The sequence below is a fragment of the Brevibacterium salitolerans genome (assembly GCF_039531405.1).
Classification (GTDB): Bacteria; Actinomycetota; Actinomycetes; order Actinomycetales; family Brevibacteriaceae; genus Brevibacterium; species Brevibacterium salitolerans.
Genome location: NZ_BAAAPZ010000018.1, coordinates 26,108 through 44,522, shown reverse-complemented (window position 1 = coordinate 44,522; position 18,415 = coordinate 26,108). Strand labels below are relative to the sequence as shown.

The following is an 18,415-nucleotide window of genomic DNA, read 5'->3' as shown; positions in this document are numbered from 1 at the left end:
CCGGCCTCCGCGGCGGCCGCCGGGAGGACCGCAGCGAAGGCCACAGGGAACACCGCAGGGAGCACCCCAGGGAAGGCCGCCGCGAAAGCCGCGTGTGCAGCACCGCCGGAGGCCCTCGTGCTCGCTGAAGTGCCGGAGCCGGCCGGGCAGCGCACAGCCGCCGAGGCCTCGGGCGTGGTGTTCGACTCCGTCACGGTGGGCGTTCCGGAACCGGTGCCCGGCGGGCGGCCCGGTGAGACGCGCCTGCGGCCGGTGCTCGAGGACATCAGCTGCACCCTCACGGAGCAGACCGTGAGCGTCGTGGGGGCGAACGGGTCCGGGAAGTCCACGCTCCTGCAGCTCGTCAACGGGCTCGTGACGGCAGATGCGGGCACCGTGACGGTCGACGGTCTGGACGTCGCGGCGAAGGGCGCTGCCGTGCGTCGGCGCGTGGGCTTCGTCTTCACGGATCCCGCGGCGCAGCTGGTGATGCCCACTCCGCTGGAGGACGTGGAGCTCTCGCTGCGACGCGGCGTGCGGAACCGGAAGGAGCGCACCCAGCGGGCGTTCGCGGTGCTGGACGAGCTGGGGGTGGCGGACCTGGCCCACCGCAGCGTCTACGAGCTCTCCGGGGGGCAGCGGCAGCTGGTGGCGCTGGCGGCCGTGCTCGCGGTGGACCCCGCCGTGCTCGTGCTCGACGAGCCCACCACCCTGCTGGACCTCGCCAACCGGGAGCTGCTGCGAGGCGTGCTGGCGGATCTGGCACAGCGGCGCGGGGTGCGGATCCTCGTCTCCACCCACGATCTCGAGTTCGCCGCGGATGCGCAGCGCACCCTCTGCATCGCCGACGGCCGTCTTGCCGCCGACGGCGCTCCTGCCGGGACCATCGCCGCCTACCGTGCCCTGGTCTTGGGAGAGAGGGAGTCCGGAGCTCGAGACACTGCGGAGGCCCGGCACACCGTCAGGCCCCCGCGATGAGGGAGCGGCAGCAGTTCCTGGGCCGGCGCATCCCCGGGGACGGCTGGCTGCACCGGCTGGGGCCGGGGTGGAAGCTGGGCGCGGTGGCGGCGGTGAGCGTCGTCGTCCTCCTGTTCCGCGACGCGCGTGTCAACGCCGTGCTTCTGGGCGTGCTCCTCGTGGTCGCGCTCACCGCTCGCGTGCCGCTGCGCAGCACGCTCGCACCGCTGCTGAGGATCTGGCCGATCGTGGCCGGCGTGGTGGTCATCCACGCCCTGCTCACGGACTGGACGAACGGCCTGCGCGTTGTCTCGACCATCGCGGTCTGCCTCACGGCGGCATCCCTGCTCATGCTCACGACCTCCGTGGCGGCCCTGCTCTCCGCGTTCGGCGTGTTGGCCGCACCGCTGCGGTACGTGGGCGCGGACCCGGACAAGGTGAGCCTCGCCGCCGCGCTCATGGTCCGCAGCCTGCCCGTGCTCGCCGATCTGGCGCGGGTGTCCGGGGACTCCGCCCGCGCCCGAGGCCTCGAACGGAACCTGCGCGCCCGCACCGTGCCGCTCGTGCTGGGGACGGTGAAGTACGCGCAGGACACCGGCCGGGCACTGGAGGCCCGAGGCCTGGGCTGAGCGTGTGCGGCCGGTGCCTGCGCCGCGCGCGCATCCGGGCACCCGTGTTCTCAGCGGGGTTCCGGGGCCTCAGCGGGACTCCGGGACCCCACCGGACCTCCGCGTCCTGACCAGGTCTCCACGTCCGTACCAGGACTCCGTGACGTCTCCGGGCCTCGTGACTGCGCCGAGCCCCTTGCGTCTCACCGAGCCCCTGCGACCTCGGCGAGTGACCAGCGGCCGGTGACCTGCGCCTCGGGCCGCTCGATCGCCGTGGCGTAGTGGCCCCGCAGCTGCGAGCACACGCTCTTCCACGACCGCCCCCGCACGGCCTTCCGTGCGGCGATGCCGAAGGCGCGTCGCTTGGCCGCGTCGCCGGCCAGGTCCCGGACGTGCGCGCGCAGCCCCGCGAGGTCCCCGGGTGCGTAGAGCCAGCCGGTGCGGGAGGAGTCCACGAGGTCCAGGGGTCCGCCGCGCGCGGGGGCGATGACCGGCACGCCCGAGGCCATCGCCTCCTGGATGGTCTGGCAGAACGTCTCGAACTCACCGGGGGAGACCATGAGGTCGAAGCTCGCCACGGCCTGCGCCAGCGCATCGCCGCCCAGGAACCCGGTGAAGTGCGCATGCGGCAGCAGGCGCTCCAGCTTTGCCCTGCGCGGCCCCTCGCCCACGATCACGAGGCGGACGTGGGGCAGCGCGTCCAGCACCCGCAGGTCCTCGAGCTGCTTCTCCGCGGCGAGGCGGCCCACGTAGCCCACCACCACCTCGGGCCCGGAGCCGTCCTGTGAGACGCCCACCCGAGCGCGGAAGGCGGCGGAGCGGTGACCGGGGTCGAAGCGGGAGGCGTCCACGCCCCGGGCCCACAGGCGCACATCGTCCACGCCGAGCCCCTCGAGCTGGGCCAGGGCGTACGAGGACGGCGCGAGGGTGAGGGACGAGCGCTGGTGGAGGGCGCGCACGTGGTTCCACAGGGCGGTCTCGACCCCGGGCATGCCGTAGCGGGCGGCGTAGGCCGGCACCTCGGTCTGGTAGACGGCCACGCTGGGCAGACCCAGGTCCTGCGCCGCGAGCGCCCCGCGCCAGCCCAGCACGAACGGCGAGGCGAGGTGGACGACGTCCGGTGCGAAGGCCGCGAGCATCCGGCGGATGCGCGGCACACCGCCGGGCGCCACCCGCACGGAGCGGTAGGAGGGCATGGCGAACCCGGGGACGCGGAGGATCGGGAACCCGGCGACCTCGTGGGGCCCGCTGCGGCGGGTGCCGGGCGCGATCACCACCGCGTCGTCGCCGCGCTCGGCCAGGTGGTCGAGAACGCGGAGGAGGCTGTGCGTGACACCATTCATCTGGGGCAGGAAGGACTCTGCGATGACTGCGACTCTCACGTCCCCCACTCCATCCGGTGCAGGTTGCGGACGTCTGCGGCGGCAGATGACCGGCAGGCCAACGTCTGCAGACGTTCTGGGGACTGTGTATTCTGCGAGTGCTCATCAGCTGAACAGAGGTGGAACACAAGGATGAAGTGGGTGCTGCTCGCAGTCCTCCTCGTGGTGCTCGCCGCGCTGGTGACCTTCCTGGTCATCCGGTTCAACCAGCTCTCGATGAACCGCTCGCTCACGGCGGAGGCGCTGCGCCAGTACACGGAGGCCCGCCGTGCGCGGCACGGACTGGTGCCCACCTATCTCATCGCCGCGCGCGAGGTCGTGGGCGACTCCGTGGAGACCCATCGGCTCGAGAGCGCGGTGCGGGCCGCCGGGCAGTCCGAGGAGAGCCGCGCCACGGGTCCCGCCGAGTTCCGCCTCACTCTCTGCGTCGCCGCCGTGCACGCCCGGGTGCGCTCCGTGGCCTCCGGCGAGGGCGAGCGGCCCACGGCCTCGCGGGCGCTGGCCCGGGAGCTGTTCCAGCAGCTGCGCACGCAGGAGACGCACATCGGCGCGGCAGCGCGGCATCACAACAGCAGCGTCCGTGCCTACGAGGACCGGCGCAGACTGCTCGGCTCGCTGCCCTGGCGGTGGGCGTTCCGGCCCGTTGCGGAGATCGGCTATTCCCTCGCGGACGCGGGGGACGACGATGCGGCGGGCCCGTCCGCGGACCTCGTCTCCCCGGACGGCGGCGAGGACTACCGCCCCGGCCGGCTGAGCGAGGACCTGTGAAGCCGGAGTCTGTGGCATCGGGGCCTGCGAGGCCGGGGGCTGCGGACTCGGGGCCTGCGAACTCGGGGAACGCGGACTCGGGGCCTGCGGGCGAGGAGGCCGGGGTGGCACTCCCAGAGGCGGGATCCGTGGGCGGGCCAGCCGAGTCCGTTCGCGAGCGGTCGGCGACGGCCCCCGGGCTGCTGGGATCCCGGCAAGACGCGCGCGTGCCTGCTGCCGCGGCCTCGGTCGCCGAGGCCGCGGTGCGGTTCCGTCTCGACCTCGGCTATGCGGGGGGAGGGTTCCACGGCTGGGCGACCCAGCCGGGTCTGCGCACGGTGCAGGGAACTCTCGAGGCCGCGCTCGCGAAGATCTGCGGCGTGCCCGTGCGGACCGTCGTCGCCGGCCGCACGGACGCGGGGGTGCATGCGCGCAGGCAGGTGGTGCACCTGGACCTGCCGGAGACCACTGCGGCCAGGCTGGGCGGCACACAGGGGAAGCGGCGGCGCACGCCCGCGGAAGGGCTGACGAGCCGTCTGCGAGGAGTGCTCGCGCACCTGGAGGCCCCGGATGTCGTGGTGCATGCGGCGCAGGAGGTGCCCGCGGAGTTCGACGCGCGCTTCTCCGCGGTCTGGCGCCGCTACTCCTACCGGATCGCGGATGCCGCCGCGTTCCTTGACCCGCTGGCCGTCGGCCACACGGTGCAGCTGCGGGGCGAGCTCGACGTCGAGCGCATGGCCGCTGCCGCCGCGGAACTGCTGGGCCTCCACGACTTCCTGCCCTTCTGCAAGCCGCGTCCGGAGTCCACCACCATCCGCACGCTGCAGGCGCTCACGGTCACGCGCGGCGCGGGCGACGGTGCGATCACGCTGGGACTGCAGGCCGATGCCTTCTGCCATCACATGGTCCGTGCGCTGGTGGGCGCTCTCGTGAAGGTGGGGCATGGCTCCTGGGACGTCACGGCACCCGCGGAGCAGCTGGCCCGCGCGGAGGCCGGTGCGGCGAAGACGGCGCTCGCCCCCATGCACCTCATGCCCGCGCACGGTCTCGTGCTCGAGGAGGTGGGCTATCCGGAGGGCCCCGCGGGATGGGCGGAGCAGGCGGGGACGGCTCGCAACAGGCGGAGCGCGGAGGAGCTGCAGGGCTGAGCGTCTGCGGTGCGGTGCCGAATTCCGCTCTGCGGAGATTCGCGCGCGCTCAGGGAGTGTTCACGGTATGTTCAGGTGCGTACAGCATTTCCGGGGTCTGCGCTCAGGATAATGACAGCTGACACGCAACCTCGTTCCCTCGACTGTCAAGGACGGACATGAAGAAGAATCTCATCCGCGGGGCCGTCGCCGGCGCCGCGGCAGTGGGCCTGCTGGTGCCGCTGGGAGCCCTGCCGGCCGTGGCGGCACCGGGGCTGGGCGGCGCTGAGCGCGACTCCGCCCCGGCCGCCCCGGAACAGGCCCCCTCCGCCTCGGAGGACCAGGGCCTCGGCGAGCAGGAGCAGGACGGCGGGGACCGCCTCGGCGAGGCCGCTGCGGAGGAGACCGACGGACTCGCGACCGCCGCGGCCCCGGCCGCCGGCACCGAGCTGCAGCTCCTCAACATCACGGACTTCCACGGCCGCATCAGCGAGGCGGGGGTGAATGTGGCGAGCGTCGTGGAGCGCGAGCGCGCCGCGGCGGCCGAGGCCGGTGCGGAGACCGCCTTCATCTCCTCCGGCGACAACATCGGAGCCTCCACCTACGTCTCCTCCTCGCAGCAGGACACCCCCACGCTGGATGTCCTGAACGCGATCGGTCTGGACGTGTCCGCTGCCGGCAACCACGAGTTCGACCGCGGCTACGCGGACCTCCGGGACAGGGTGGGTGCGGAATCGGACTTCGCGCACCTGGGTGCCAATGTCTACGCCAAGGGCACCAAGGACGTCGCCGCGGGCCTGAAGCCCTGGGAGATCATCGAGGCCGGTGACCTCAAGGTCGGCGTGATCGGTGTGGTCACCCAGGACACCGCCACGCTCGTGAGCCCGGACGGCATCGCGGACATCGAGTTCGGCGACTCCGTCGAGGCGATCAACCGGGCGGCGGCCGAGCTGGAGGGACTGCCCGAGGAGCAGCGGCCGGACGTCACGGTCCTCAACGCGCATGCGGGGCCCGCCGTGACCTCGGACTTGGACTCCGCTCTGGCCTCCAACGCGGAGTTCAAGGCGATCGTGGAGCAGTCCGACCCGTCGATCGACGCGATGTTCATGGGCCACTCGCACCTGCCCGCCAACTTCTCCGCGCCCGTTCCCGGCACGGACCGCGAGCGTCCCATCCTGCAGTCGCAGAAGTACGGCGAGGCCGTGGGCAGCCTCACGCTCACCGCGGACGGCAGTGGTGAGTGGACGACGGATGACGCCTCGCTGCTGGAGACCAAGGGCGTCGAGGTCACCTCGCCCGTGGTGGACGAGGTCCGCGACATCGTGGCGGATGCGGAGGCGCAGGCCAAGGAGATCGGCTCCACCGTGGTGGGCACCATCACCGAGGACATCACCCGGGCCACGACGGACGGCAGCGAGGACCGCGGCAAGGAGTCCACGCTGGGCAACCTCGTGGCGGACGCGCTCAAGGAGGGCGTCGAGTACTCGCAGCTGGAGGAGGCGGACTTCGGCCTCACCAACTCCGGCGGACTCCGCACGGACCTCCTCGTGGATGACATCTACAACGGCGAGAAGCCGGCCGAGGTGACGGTGGCCGAGCTCAACGCGGTGCTGCCCTTCGCCAACGACCACGGCGTCGTGACGCTCACGGGTGCGGATGTGCTGCAGGTGTTCGAGGAGCAGTGGCAGCCGGAGGGCGCCTCGCGGCCGATGCTCCATCTGGGCGTCTCCGAGGAGGTGGGTGTGGTCTACGACTCGACCGCTCCGAAGGGCGAACGGGTCCTCTCCGTGACTGTGGACGGTGAGGAGATCGACCCCGAGGCCACGTATCGTGTGGCGACGCTGAGCTTCCTCGCCTCCGGCGGGGACAACTACGCGGGCTTCGCCAATGGCACCTTCGAACAGTCCGGTCTCACGGACTTCGACGTGTGGGAGAAGTACTTCGAGGAGAACACGCCCGTCTCCCCAGACCACCAGGAGCGCCAGGCGGACTACGCCCTGGACGTGATGAACACGGGGGAGCTCACTGCGAGCCTGGGTTCGCCGGAGCGGGCGCAGGTGGAGCAGGGCGCAGAGCTGCCGCTCACCTTCGACACCGAGGCCACCCGTGAGATCGAGGGGCCGTTCCTCCTCTCTCTGGAGCTGCCCGCGGGCTTCTCCGCGGACCTCACCGCGGTGGACACCGTCTCCACGGCCGCTGCGGAGACTGCGGAGTCGACCGTGCTGCCGTCCATCGCAGAGGGAACGACCAGTTCGGATCTCACGGTGACGGCGGGTGACGACGTGGCTCCCGGCACCTACACGGTGCAGGCGAACCTCGTCGCGGATCCGGAGCACGCCTGGTGGGACGACAACCCCAAGCCTCTGCCCTCCTCCGTGGAGTTCGAGGTCCAGGTCGTGGCCGCCGGTGAAGGTGGAGACGACGACGGTTCGGGCAACGACGACGGTTCCGGTAGCGGGGACGAGGACGGCAACGGGGACGGCTCCGGCAGCGGTGACGGTCAGGACGACGGCAGCGGCTCCGGTGACGGCAGCGGCTCCGGCGATGACCGGAAGGACGACGGCAGGCTGCCTCGCACCGGTGCGGAGTTCGCCGGTGCGCTGGGTCTGGCCGCCGTGCTCGTCGCTGCGGGCGGCACCGCTCTGGCGGCGTCCCGTCGCCGCAAGAGCACCGTCTGAGGTCCGCGGCACCGCCGGGGCGAGGCGCCGCAGCCGCGCAGGGCTGAGGCGCGCGGCGCCGCAGAGGTGAGGCGCGCGGCCGCGCGGCACAGCGGTCCACCCCGTCCGGAGCCGCAATCCCCAAGTTACGTCTGCGTACCGGCCGCCCTACACGGCCGGTACGCAGACGTAACTTGGGGTGCGTGGCTGGATTGGGGGTGAGGGGTACGTGGCCTTCTGCGGCGTCCGGACCCCTTCGACTCCGGTAGCCTTCTGCGCATGGGGTTCGTCAAGGTGCTCGTGGTCGTCGTCGCCCTGCTGCTGGTGCTGGGCAGCGCACTGCGACGCTGGGGACGCAAGAGGTCCAACGCGCGCATGGCCCGGCTGGGCACGGTGACGCTGGCGCTGATGATCCTCCCCGCAGGCATCGCGGTGTGGCTGGTGATCCTGTCCGCCGAGGCCGCCGGCTAGCTCCCCGCAGGCCAGCGGACAGCTCCCTGCAAGTCGCCGATGACGCCGATGAGCTCGCCGCACGTCGCTGGTGGGCTTCCTGCACGCCCCGGTCAGACCTCTGCACGTCGCCCGTGAAGCTCGCCGCACGCCTCCCTGCGCCCCGCGCCTCCTCGCTCAGCCCCGGCGCATCTCCTCGGAACTGCCCGCACAGGAGGCGAGCGCGGGCACGAGGAACAGCATCCCCACGGCCGGCACCACCACGCCGGAGTCGTTGATGAAGGTCCCCACCGCGAGCAGCACGGCGAGCGAGATGACGGCCGGACGCAGAAGGGGGAGCCTCCGGTACTGTTCCGCCAGGCCGGGGATGCGGAAGCGCGCCGGCGAGATCGCCGCCCACAGCACCACGGCGATGAGCAGGGGCAGCAGCAGCGTCATCCAGCTCTGGGTGAGGATGTCGACGTTCATGCCGATCTTGCGCATGAGCACGGCACCGGCCTCGCCGGTGAGGATCGAGTCGAAGAATCTGCCGAAGTGCGTGCGCGCCTCCGCCGGCCGCAGCCAGTCGAGGAAGAGCACGGCGAGCATGAGTGCTGCGGCACCTCCGCCGAAGACCAGCAGACGCTTCCACGAGAGCCGGATGCCGGCGGCGGCGAGGGCGAACACGGCGCTGCCCAGCACCAGCGTGGGCACGGAGCCGAACTTGGTGCCCAGCCCCGGAGCCGCGAGCAGCCCGCACGAGGCCAGGACCGCCGCGATGACCACCGTCGTCGTCACCCATCTGCGGTGCCTCCACGTGGAGCTGCGCAGCCATGAGCAGGCCAGCCCCAGCCCCACGAGCAGCGCGGTGCAGTAGAGGGCGAGCGCGGAATTGCCGATCCCGTAGAAGCGGGAGGCGATGAGCAGCGGTTCGCCCAGCATCGTCGACATCTGCAGCCGCGAGCCCGTGAGCACATCGGCGGCGAGCACCGCGACCGTCACTGCGGAGACGAAGGCGAGGCTGCCGCCCCGCAGCCTGCGCCACGGCCCTGCGACGGCGAGCGCGGTGAGCACGATGGCCCAGCCGATCACCCCGCCCAGCATCGCCACGTCCGGCGAGGTGGAGCGCTCCCAGGGGAGCAGGTTCACCAGGTAGGTCGAGACGGGCAGCGAGGCCATGAGCATGCCGCCTCCGGCGAGCAGCGTCGCGACCCGCGCGGTGCCCGAGCGGCGCGCCATGACGGTGCACAGGACCAGGCCCACCAGCAGCAGGCCTCCCCACGCGGCGTACATCCACGCGGAGATGCTCTGCTGGGTGAGGACGGCCGTCTGCCGGTCGAGCATGAGCTGGTGCTTGCCGCCCGCCCCGTCCGGTCCGTCCTGGAACTGCATGGGCGCTCCCGCGAAGTTGGAGCCGCCCTGCACCCCCGCCAGCGAGAGGAGGGTGGGGGTGAGGTCGGAGACCTGGACGAGGCCGGGCTGCCGGGTGGACGGCGAGGTGAGCAGTTCCGCTCCCGGTTCGCCGGCGGACGCGCCGGAGGCGTCGCGCCCGCCGTAGACCGCGGAGAACTGCATGCGGGACTCGTCCGTGCGGCCGTCGGCCAGGGAGGCGGCGACGAGGGAGGTGTGCCGCCCCTCGGCCCCGGCGGCGTCCACCGCCGTGAGCACCTCTCCCACCGCGGCGTCGAGGTCCGTGACCGAGTTGCCGGGGGCGTAGACGCTGCCGAGGTCCACGAGCACGATTCCGGCGTCCTCGGCGGCGTCGACCACCTGCGCGCCGCGCTCGCCGGCGGGGGCCAGCGGCTCCCAGTCCTCGGCCCTGCCGTCCGGTGCGGCCGTGCCCACGGCCGCACCGGGGCCGATGCCGCGCACCGCCACGCCCGCGTCCTCCGCGGTCTGGGTGAGTGCGCCCACGCCGGGTGTGTAGTTGTCCTCGGCGGCCTGGGCCAGGTACACATCCCAGTCGGGCACCCACCCTCCGATGGGGTCGGCGAGGACGCGGCAGGTGGGGCGGGGCTCGTCGGCCGCTCTCCTGCCGGAGGCCACGCCCAGCCAGCCGTCCGCGGCGCAGCTGGTGTCCCGCACAGAGCGAGGGGTCATGGTGCCCACCGCGCCCTCGGAGACCAGGCGCCAGAGATGGGGCGTGCGGTCCGGGTGGACGTCCTCGAAGGTGAGTCCGGCGAAGCCCAGGAGGATGACGGGTCCCTCGCCGGTCCGGGCAGGCGTGCGGTCGGTGCCCGAGGCCGGAGCGGCGAACCCGCCCACGGCCAGGAGCAGTGCGAGGAGGGTGGTGAGCAGGCGGCGGATCATGCGGTGGCCTCGGGCCCGGGTGCATTCCTGTCGGTTTCCGTGCTCCCGCTCGCGCTGGCCGCACTGGTCGCACCGGCCTCGCCGGTCTCTGCGGCGGCGGGCGTGACGGGCGCGTACGCAGGTGCAGACCGGACCGTGCCGTCCGCCGTGCTGGAAGCGTCCTCGCCCTCCGCCCGCTGTGCGGCGTCGAGGCTGAGGACCACGAGGAAGGGGACGAACATCATGGCGCCCGTCGCGGGCACCGCGATCCCGGAGTCCGTGATGACGAGGCCCACGGCCAGTGCGAGGACGGCGGACAGGAAGCCGGCGTGCACGTGGGGGTCCGTGAGCGCCTCCGGGAGGTACCCGTCCCAGGGCCGAGCGAGCACGGCGGTCCGCCTGCTCCGGCGCAGGTAGGCCAGCGCGAACAGGACGATGAGGACGGCCAGGGGCACGACGATCGCCAGGCCGGGGTTGATGACGGCGATGCGGAGGTTGGCGCCCAGCTTGCGGCCGATGACGTCCAGCAGCTCACCGTCGAGAGCCTGGGCGAAGAAGCTGCCGAAGTGCGAGCGCTCCGCCGGCGGACGGAGGTAGTCCAGCCAGGCCACGCCCATGATGACGACGAGGGCCCCTGCTCCGATCCCCGCGAGCTTGAGCAGGTTCACGCGGATGCGGAACAGCGCGAGGAGGAGGACGGTGAAGCCCACCAGCGCGGCCACGGTGCCGCCGAACTTGGCGCCCCACGCCGGGTTGCCCAGCACGCACACGCTCACGAGGGCGTAGACGGCGGTGAGCGCACGTGCCCAGCCGGCGCGGCCGTGGGCGCCCAGCCGCGCGGCCACGATGCCCAGGCCCAGCAGGGAGGCGACGAGGAACAGCGCGGCGCCCTGGTTGCCCAGGCCGTAGAAGCGCCCGGCGACGATGGGGTTGTAGCCCATGAGGGAGTTGAACTGCAGGCGGGAGCCCAGGGCCACGTCCGCCAGGAGCACGAGGGCACTCAGCAGGCTCACGGCCGCGATGCGTCCGGCCCAGGTCCGCCGCCAGGGGCCGGCGACGGCCGCCAGCAGCAGCACCAGGACGGCCGCGGCGATCGACAGTGCGAGCGCGAGGGCGGGATCCGGCGCACGGCCCCAGGGGAGGAAACCGGCGAAGAAGCTGGCCGCCGGGAGGAGGCCGAGGGCGAAGCAGGCCCAGGAGACGCCGGTGCGCCAGCCGCTCAGCGGGACGGCGGGGGCGTCCGCGGCGACGGCCGCAGCCGGGCGCAGGGAGTCCGCGCGCCGCCGCGCCGCGAGGCTGCGCCGGCGCATGAACCGGACCACCGGCACCGTGAAGCCGATCATCGTGAAGAGGAAGAGCGCGTAGAAGAGGACGTCGAGGACGATCCCGAAGGTCTGTGCGTGGGTGTGGACCGTCGCGGCCTTGCGCGCATCGGCCGTGAGGCTGTCGAGGCGTTCCTGCGCGGGCTTCCCGGCGGTGCCGGTGTCGACGGTGAAGGCGGCGGGGGAGGAGCCCGCGGCCTCCATCCCGGTGTTCCTCAGCACGGCGGGCAGCACGTCCGTGAGCTGTGTGAGGCCGGCCTGCCGCGTGGACGAGGCGGTGAGCGTCCCCTCGGGGTAGGAGGGGCCGGTGGCGAGCAGAGCGCGCAGCCGGGAGGGGTAGGCGGAGTCGCCGAGGCCCGCGACGACCACGTCGTAGTCGTCCGGGACGGACTCGAGGATGAGGCCCACGCGGTCGTCGAGCTCCTGGATCTGCGCGGAGCGCAGCGTGCCCAGCGTGGCCTCGGACCAGAGGGCGGAGGCTGCCGGGTCCCACAGAGGATCGGCGGCGGTGCCGGCGTCCACGAGCGTGAGGGAGCAGGCGGAGAGCAGGGCGGTGCGTTCGGCCGCCCGCTTCTCACGGGTGCGCTCGTCCGCGTCCTCCGGCTCGTCGAGCAGCGTGGACAGCGGGGACCAGAGCCCCACCTGGCCCTCCGGGTCCGCGGCCGCGTAGCTGGCGCCGGTGCCCACGGCGGCCGTGCACCACGACGGTTCCGCGCTGCGGTCCGCCTGCGCACCCTCGGCAGCGGGCGGCGTCGCATCCGCGTCCGGCGCTCCCTCCCTCGCCAGGGCGGAGTCCGCGGCATGGGTGAAGGCGCCCGGCAAAGCGCCGTAGCCCCCGGTCGCATTGAGATCGTCCACCCGGTGGAACTCGGAGAACGCCGCGGGGGCGAGGCCCGTGGGCTGGGGTCCCGTGCTCTCCGGCGCGTCCGCCGCCTCCGAGGTGGGCTCGAGCATCCGCGGGCACGCGCGGTCGAGGAAGAGGGGGTGCTGCCAGGCCGGGGTGAGGTCCGCACCCCGCATGCGCGCCCCCGCCCCCAGGGACAGCCAGCCGGAGGCCGCGCAGGTCGCCGGTGTGAGAGTGCGCACGGCCAGGTTGCCCGCCGCGCCCTCCTCGGCCATCCGCCAGAGGTGCGGGGTGGTCTCCGGAGAGAGGTCCTCGAGGCTGAGGCCGGAGGAGCCGATCACCACCGTGCCCGAGGCCGGGGCGTCCGCGTCCGCCGGCACGGCCTCGGGCGGGGGCTGCGCGGTCAGGGACACGGGTGCGGCACCGGTGACCTGCGCCGATGTCGCGTCCTGCGCGGGTGCGGCGAGCGGTGCGGTCTGCTCCGCCGGGGCGGGCACGGGTGCGGCGTGGGCCGTTCCCGGCCACGCATGGGCGGGCAGGACGAGGCCCAGGGTGCAGGCGAGGGCGGTGAGCAGTCGGACGAACACCGCACAAGACTACCGGGGAGGCCTTGGCGGAGCCTGGATCCGGTTTGCAGGAGCTGTGCGGCCTGCGGTAGATTTGAGCGTCGTTGCCGCGTCAACACGTTCTACCGCTGGGCCTCTAGTCGCGTTGCAGGTTCTGTGGCGGGTCTTCCGTGTCTGAGAGCGCAGCTACCGAAGGTACGACCCGTTCGTCCTCTCCGACTCACGACCGGAGCAGGGGCGAGTGTGTGCGGGTCATCTGACAACGAATGTAAGAAGGCAACTTTGCGTACGTACACCCCCAAGCCCGGTGACATCCAGCGCCAGTGGCACGTCATCGACGCCACTGATGTGGTCCTCGGCCGCCTTGCCTCGCAGGCGGCTCGTCTGCTCCGCGGCAAGCACAAGCCCACCTTCGCACCGCACGTGGACTCCGGTGACTTCGTCATCATCGTGAACGCGGACAAGGTCGCCCTGACCGGTGCCAAGCTGGAGCAGAAGCGCGCCTACCGTCACTCGAACTACCCCGGCGGCCTCAAGAGCGTGAACTACGCCGAGCTCCTCGCCACGCGCCCCGAGCGCGCGGTGGAGAAGGCCATCGCGGGCATGATCCCCAAGAATCGCCTCGGTCGGGCGCAGATGCACAAGCTCAAGATCTACACAGGTCCGGAGCACCCGCACAGCGCCCAGAACCCGCAGCCCTACGAGCTGACCCAGGTCGCGCAGTAAGCGCGCTGAGCAGCTGACGGAACTTTCACCGAGGAGAATCGTGGCAGACAACATCACCGCTGACGTCGCAGACGTCGAGCTCACCGAATACAGCACCGAGACCCCGGCGTCGGCCGGCCTGGGCGAGAACGTGGCCGGCGGCCGCGGCGAGTCGCTCACCGCGCCCGGCAACGGCGTGGGCCGCCGCAAGCAGGCCATCGCCCGCGTGCGCCTGGTCCCCGGCTCCGGCCAGTGGACCATCAACGGTCGCGACCTGGAGACCTACTTCCCCAACAAGCTGCACCAGCAGCTCGTGAACGAGCCCTTCGCACTCCTCGATCTGGAGGGTCGCTTCGATGTGATCGTCCGCATCGCAGGCGGCGGCCCCTCCGGTCAGGCCGGCGCCGTCCGCCTGGGCGTGGCCCGCTCGCTCAACCAGATCGACCGTGAGGCCAACCGCGCCGAGCTCAAGGCGGCCGGCTACCTCACCCGTGACGCCCGCGTCCCGGAGCGCAAGAAGGCCGGCCTCAAGAAGGCCCGCAAGGCGCCGCAGTTCTCCAAGCGCTGATTCCCACGCGCTCGCCGCTGCGCCCGGCGCAGTGCAGAAGCCCTCGTCAGGTGGTTCCCACCGGGCGGGGGCTTCTCGCGTGGTGCGGCCGCCGTCCGTAGCGCGGTTCGGAGGCGCTCCAGGGCGGCGCGCGTACACTGACGCAGAACCCGAAGGAAGGATCTTCCGCAATGGCTCGACTGTTCGGCACAGATGGTGTGCGAGGACTGGCCAACAAGGACATCACCGCACGCCTGGCGCTGCAGCTGGCCGTCGCGGGCTCCCGCGTGCTCGCACGCCCGGAGACGGCGCCGTTCGGCACGCGCCCCGTGGCGATCGTGGGCCGGGACACCCGCGTGAGCGGCGAGTTCCTCTCCGCGTCCACCGCCGCGGGCATCGCCTCGACCGGGGTGGACGTGCGTGACGTGGGCGTGCTGCCCACGCCCGGCATCGCCTATGCGGTGAAGGCGACGGGCGCCGCTTTCGGCGTGGTGCTGTCCGCCTCCCACAACCCCATGCCGGACAACGGCATCAAGTTCTTCGGTCCCGGCGGCACCAAGCTCACGGATGCCCAGGAGGACGAGATCCTCGCGCTCCTGGACTCGGAGTGGGAGCGGCCCACGGGGCAGGAGGTGGGGCGGATCGCGCGCTACCCGGCGGCCTCGGACGAGTTCGCGGAGCACCTGGTCCGCACCCTGGGCGCCGCGGAGGGGGAGACCCCTCTGGCGGGCCTCACGGTCGTGGTGGACTGCGCGCACGGCGCGGCCTCCGTGGTGGGTCCGTCCGCGCTGCGGCAGGCCGGGGCGGAGGTCATCGTCACGGCGGCGGAGCCCAACGGCTACAACATCAACGACGGGGTGGGCTCCACCCACATCAGCAATCTCAAGAGCGCCGTGGTGGAGCACCAGGCGGATCTGGGTGTGGCCTTCGACGGCGACGCGGACCGTTGCCTGGCGGTGGACGCGCTGGGCCGCGAGGTGGACGGCGACCAGATCATGGGCATCCTCGCCCTCGGCATGAAGGAGGACGGCCGGCTCAAGGACGACACCCTCGTCGTCACGGTCATGTCCAACCTGGGCCTGCGCCTGGCGATGGCCAAACGGAACATCCGCATCGAGGAGACCGCGGTGGGCGACCGCTACGTGCTGGAGCGCATGCTGGCCGGCGGCTACTCGCTGGGCGGTGAGCAGTCCGGCCACGTGCTCATGCTGGACCACGGCACCACCGGTGACGGCGTGCAGTCCGCGCTCCACCTCATGCACCGCATGGCCACGGCCAAGCGCACGCTGGCGGATCTGGCGGCGGAGGTGCCCAAGCTCCCGCAGGTGCTCATCAACGTCAAGGGCGTGGACAAGCACCGCGCGGGCGACGATCTGGGCGTGCAGAGCGAGATCGCGACGGTCGAGCAGGAGCTGGGGGACACCGGGCGGGTGCTGCTGCGCGCCTCCGGCACGGAGCCTCTCATCCGCGTGATGGTCGAGGCCTCCGCCGAGGACGTGGCGCAGTCCCAGGCCGAGCGTCTGGCCGCCGTGGTCAAGGAGCGCCTGGCGCTCTGAGCCCCATGCGCACGAGAGCTCAGGATCGCCGCGCAACTGCGCGGCGATCCTGAGCTCTCGCGGCGTTGCGGGCCCCTCACCCCTCCTTGAACTGGGTGCGGTAGAGCACGGCATAGCGGCCGTTCGCCGCGAGCAGCTCCGCGTGCGTCCCGCGCTCCGCGATCCGCCCGTCGTCCACCACGAGGATCTGGTCCGCGTTCTGCACGGTGGAGAGCCGGTGCGCGATCACCAGGACGGTGCGTCCGTGCATGGCCTCGTCGAGGGCGTGCTGGATGGCGGCCTCGTTCGTGGAGTCCAGCGCACTCGTCGCCTCGTCCAGGATCACGACCGGGGGAGCGGCCAGCAGCAGGCGGGCGATCGTGAGCCGCTGGCGCTCGCCGCCGGAGAGCCGGTAGCCGCGCTCGCCGATGACGGTGTCCAGTCCCTCCGGCAGGCGCCCGATCACCTCGTCCAGCCGCGCCCGGTGCACGGCGTCCTCCAGCTCTGCGTCCGTGGCGTCGGGGCGGGCGATGCGCAGGTTCTCCCGGATCGACTCGTGGAACAGGTGTCCGTCCTGCGTCACCATGCCCACGGCCGCCTTGAGGGTGTCGAAGCCGAGCTCGCGCACATCCACGCCGCCCAGCTCGACCGCCCCGGCCGTGACGTCGTAGAGCCGGGGGACCAGGGACGCGATGGTGGACTTGCCCGCTCCGGAGGAGCCCACGAGCGCCACCGTCCGCCCCGCGGGGACCTCGAAGTCGATGCCGTGCAGCACCTCCTGCCCGGCGCGCTCGTCGAGGACCGCCACCTCCTCCAGCGTCGCCAGGGAGACCTCCGCGGCGGAGGGGTAGGCGAAGCTCACGTCGCGGAAGGCGAGGGAGACCTCGGCGGAATCCGGCCGGGCCACGGTGCGGTCCGTGCGGGTGGCGTCTCCATCCTTGGCGGACTGCGTTCCCGCCCTGTGGGCCCCGGCATCCGCAGCCCGACCCGTCACCCCCGGCAGCGGTGTGGGGTGCGCCGGCTCCGTGATGAGGGGCTTGAGGTCCAGCACCTCGAACACGCGCTGGAAGCTCACCACCGCGCTCATGATGTCCATCCGTGCATTGGCGAGCATGGTGAGCGGTCCGTAGAGGCGGGTGAGCAGCATGGCGAGCGAGACGACGCTGCCGGCGTCCATCCGGCCCGCCACGGCCTGCCATCCGCCGAGGCCGTAGACCAGCGCCAGCGCCAGTGCGCTCACGAGGGTCAGCGTGGTGACGAAGGTGGTCTGCAGCATCCCCACCCGCACGCCGATGTCCCGCACGCGCCCGGCCCGCGCGGCGAACTCCTCGGACTCCGCCCGCGGTGAGCCGAACAGCTTCACGAGCGTGGCGCCTCCCGCGCCGAACCGCTCCGTCATCCGGTTGGACATCGCCGCATTGTGGTCCGCCGCCTCGTGCTGCAGGCGTGCGAGCTTCCCGCCGAGCATGCGAGCCGGGATGAGGAAGATGGGCAGCAGGAGGATGGAGAGGACGGTGACCTGCCAGGAGATCGTCACCATCACACCCACCGTGATGAGCAGGGAGACGAAGTTGGCGACCACCCCGGAGAGCGTGTTGGAGAACGCGCGCTGCGCACCGATCACATCCGTGTTCAGCCGGGACACGAGCGCGCCCGTGCGGGTGCGGTTGAAGAAGGCGACCGGCAGCGTCTGCACATGGTCGAAGACCGCGGTGCGGAGGTCGAAGATCAGGCCTTCGCCCACCCGCGCGGACAGCCAGCGATTCACGAGGGTGAGACCGGCCTCGGCGAGAGCGAGCCCGGCGATGGCCAGCGCCAGCCACACGATCACGGAGACCGGACCACCGGCGGTGATGGCGTTGACGATGCGCCCGGAGAGCACCGGGGTGATGACGCCGGCCACGGAGAGCAGCACGGAGAGCACCAGGAAGACTGCGAGCTTGCCGCGCTGACGGGTGGCGAAGGCCAGCATCCGGCGCAGGGTGGCGCCGTCCAGCTTGGCGGAGGTCCCCTGACCCGCCCTGCGTGCGCTGGCGGTCTGGAGGTGCATGAGGGACTGGGGACTGGGCATGCTCATGCGGTTCTCCTCCGGGGCGGGGCGCGGACATCGCAGGCAACACCGCAGAGCGGGGGTTGCTTCCGCAGCGTCCGCGGATATCGCTCAGAGCGTACTGCGGATGCCGCCGCACCGCTCACCGGGAGGGGCAGGCGGGCGTGCACCTGGGAGAGGGCCGGATGCCCACCCGGCGGGTCCGGCGGGGACGGAGCGCCGGGCGCGGCTCAGAGCTTGCGCAGCTGGATGCGGGAGACGGAGTGGTTCGCGGACTTGCGCAGCAGGAGATCCGCCCGGCCGCGGGAGGGCTGCACGTTCTCGCGGAGGTTGGGGGAGTTGATCGAGTCCCAGATCTCGAGCGCGAGGTCGCGGGCCTCGTCGTCGGAGAGCTCCGAGTAGCGGTGGAAGAACGAGTCCGGGTCCGTGAACGCGCCGTGCTTGAGGCGGAGGAAGCGCTTGACGTACCAGGAGCGGATGTCCGCGGCCGCCGCGTCCACGTAGATGGAGAAGTCGAAGTAGTCGCTCACGGAGACGCCGACCTTGCCGTCCGCCCGCGGCCGTGGCGGCTGGAGCACGTTGAGGCCCTCCACGATGAGGATGTCCGGGCGCCGGACGGTGACGCTGGCGCCGGGGACGATGTCGTAGGTGTGATGGGAGTAGACGGGTGC

Annotated in this window: 14 protein-coding genes; 9 read left to right on the top strand and 5 right to left on the bottom strand. The window is 72.3% G+C overall.

The features are described from left to right. The first annotated feature begins 117 nt into the window (after positions 1-117). Positions 118-957 carry an energy-coupling factor ABC transporter ATP-binding protein gene (locus ABD240_RS15125; RefSeq protein ID WP_425547049.1) on the top strand — a complete coding sequence of 280 codons (840 nt, stop codon included), beginning with the start codon at positions 118-120 and terminating at the stop codon, positions 955-957. Continuing rightward, positions 954-1,565, top strand: coding sequence for an energy-coupling factor transporter transmembrane component T family protein (locus ABD240_RS15120; RefSeq protein ID WP_291796452.1), 612 nt, complete (start codon positions 954-956; stop codon positions 1,563-1,565). Before ABD240_RS15125 ends, ABD240_RS15120 begins: the two co-directional genes overlap by 4 nt. A 182-nt stretch (positions 1,566-1,747) precedes the next feature. Here ABD240_RS15120 and ABD240_RS15115 read toward each other — a convergent pair whose 3' ends face one another. Beyond that, entirely contained in the window at positions 1,748-2,926 is a 1,179-nt protein-coding gene (locus ABD240_RS15115) for a glycosyltransferase family 4 protein (protein ID WP_344338204.1), read from the bottom strand. Between the two features lie 141 nt (positions 2,927-3,067). On the opposite strand from ABD240_RS15115, the gene ABD240_RS15110 reads away from it, so the two are divergent. From ABD240_RS15110 to ABD240_RS15095, 4 genes are all read left to right on the top strand, one after another. After that, entirely contained in the window at positions 3,068-3,694 is a 627-nt protein-coding gene (locus ABD240_RS15110; RefSeq protein ID WP_291796448.1) for a hypothetical protein, read from the top strand. A gap of 104 nt (positions 3,695-3,798) precedes the next feature. Then, entirely contained in the window at positions 3,799-4,821 is a 1,023-nt protein-coding gene (truA, locus tag ABD240_RS15105) for a tRNA pseudouridine(38-40) synthase TruA (RefSeq protein WP_425547048.1), read from the top strand. Between the two features lie 158 nt (positions 4,822-4,979). Next, positions 4,980-7,478: a 5'-nucleotidase C-terminal domain-containing protein gene (locus ABD240_RS15100; protein WP_344338201.1), complete on the top strand. Its 2,499-nt coding sequence runs from the start codon at positions 4,980-4,982 to the stop codon at positions 7,476-7,478. 258 nt (positions 7,479-7,736) lie between these two features. Beyond that, complete coding sequence (locus ABD240_RS15095; protein ID WP_291796441.1) at positions 7,737-7,928, top strand: hypothetical protein; 192 nt, start codon at positions 7,737-7,739, stop codon at positions 7,926-7,928. A gap of 156 nt (positions 7,929-8,084) precedes the next feature. Here ABD240_RS15095 and ABD240_RS15090 read toward each other — a convergent pair whose 3' ends face one another. Continuing rightward, positions 8,085-10,196 carry a hypothetical protein gene (locus ABD240_RS15090; RefSeq protein ID WP_344338198.1) on the bottom strand — a complete coding sequence of 704 codons (2,112 nt, stop codon included), beginning with the start codon at positions 10,194-10,196 and terminating at the stop codon, positions 8,085-8,087. Then, entirely contained in the window at positions 10,193-12,928 is a 2,736-nt protein-coding gene (locus ABD240_RS15085) for a hypothetical protein (RefSeq protein ID WP_344338196.1), read from the bottom strand. Before ABD240_RS15085 ends, ABD240_RS15090 begins: the two co-directional genes overlap by 4 nt. A 261-nt stretch (positions 12,929-13,189) precedes the next feature. Between ABD240_RS15085 and rplM the strand changes: the two genes are divergently transcribed. From rplM to glmM, 3 genes are all read left to right on the top strand, one after another. Further along, positions 13,190-13,633: a 50S ribosomal protein L13 gene (rplM, locus tag ABD240_RS15080; protein WP_291796418.1), complete on the top strand. Its 444-nt coding sequence runs from the start codon at positions 13,190-13,192 to the stop codon at positions 13,631-13,633. A 40-nt stretch (positions 13,634-13,673) separates the two neighbouring features. Continuing rightward, on the top strand, positions 13,674-14,180 hold the full coding sequence (gene rpsI, locus ABD240_RS15075; RefSeq protein ID WP_291796417.1) for a 30S ribosomal protein S9: 507 nt from the start codon (positions 13,674-13,676) through the stop codon (positions 14,178-14,180). 170 nt (positions 14,181-14,350) lie between these two features. Beyond that, positions 14,351-15,715, top strand: a complete 1,365-nt coding sequence (glmM, locus tag ABD240_RS15070) for a phosphoglucosamine mutase (protein ID WP_344338193.1) — start codon at positions 14,351-14,353, stop codon at positions 15,713-15,715. A gap of 76 nt (positions 15,716-15,791) precedes the next feature. Here glmM and ABD240_RS15065 read toward each other — a convergent pair whose 3' ends face one another. Beyond that, a complete protein-coding gene (locus ABD240_RS15065; protein ID WP_344338191.1) occupies positions 15,792-17,771 on the bottom strand; it encodes an ABC transporter ATP-binding protein in 1,980 nt (659 codons plus the stop codon). A 203-nt stretch (positions 17,772-17,974) separates the two neighbouring features. After that, on the bottom strand, positions 17,975-18,415 hold a 441-nt coding region (locus ABD240_RS15060), incomplete at its 5' end, for a type I pantothenate kinase (protein WP_425547047.1).

Coding starts and splice junctions, on each gene's coding strand:
- ABD240_RS15095 (WP_291796441.1), top strand. CDS start 7,737: ATGGGGTTCGTCAAGGTGCTCGTGGTCGTCGTCGCCCTGCTGCTGGTG.
- ABD240_RS15100 (WP_344338201.1), top strand. CDS start 4,980: ATGAAGAAGAATCTCATCCGCGGGGCCGTCGCCGGCGCCGCGGCAGTG.
- ABD240_RS15065 (WP_344338191.1), bottom strand. CDS start 17,771: ATGAGCATGCCCAGTCCCCAGTCCCTCATGCACCTCCAGACCGCCAGC.
- glmM (WP_344338193.1), top strand. CDS start 14,351: ATGGCTCGACTGTTCGGCACAGATGGTGTGCGAGGACTGGCCAACAAG.
- ABD240_RS15090 (WP_344338198.1), bottom strand. CDS start 10,196: ATGATCCGCCGCCTGCTCACCACCCTCCTCGCACTGCTCCTGGCCGTG.
- ABD240_RS15120 (WP_291796452.1), top strand. CDS start 954: ATGAGGGAGCGGCAGCAGTTCCTGGGCCGGCGCATCCCCGGGGACGGC.